This is a genomic window from Citrobacter sp. Colony219, assembly GCF_019382635.1.
GTDB classification, from domain to species: domain Bacteria; phylum Pseudomonadota; class Gammaproteobacteria; order Enterobacterales; family Enterobacteriaceae; genus Citrobacter; species Citrobacter youngae.
In genome coordinates, this window is sequence record NZ_CP080033.1 from 3,585,882 (window position 1) to 3,586,232 (window position 351).

The following is a 351-nucleotide window of genomic DNA, read 5'->3' on the forward strand; positions in this document are numbered from 1 at the left end:
GAAGTGTTCAACAAAGTGCGGTGTTGGGATAGGTTCGGCGCAGTCGCTCCAGCGCAGGGAATCCATGTCCGGAGACGTTTGCCAGGCCTGCCAGGGTGGGGTCAGCAACACCAGCCAACTCCCGGCGCGGAGCGTGCCGCTGAGTGCGGCAAACGCCGCCGCGTCAAATCCCTGTCCGGCGTCGAAAACCGCATGACGAAACTCGCGCCCCAGTAACGTTTGCAGCGCCTGTGGTGTGCAACCTGGCTCTGCGGGGGCTGTTGCCCCTACCCACAGCCAGTCGCCGGGCAATGTTTTGCGTAGCGCTAACGCTTGCGCCTGGCACCAGTTTTCTTCGCCGCTGATGACCAG

General features: G+C 63.2%; 1 protein-coding gene. It reads right to left on the bottom strand.

Going from position 1 to position 351, the window contains the following annotated elements; translation table 11 throughout:
- Window positions 1–351 (bottom strand): tRNA(Met) cytidine acetyltransferase TmcA domain-containing protein (locus JTI85_RS21545; RefSeq protein WP_255574833.1); only part of this gene is annotated, 351 nt, incomplete at both ends.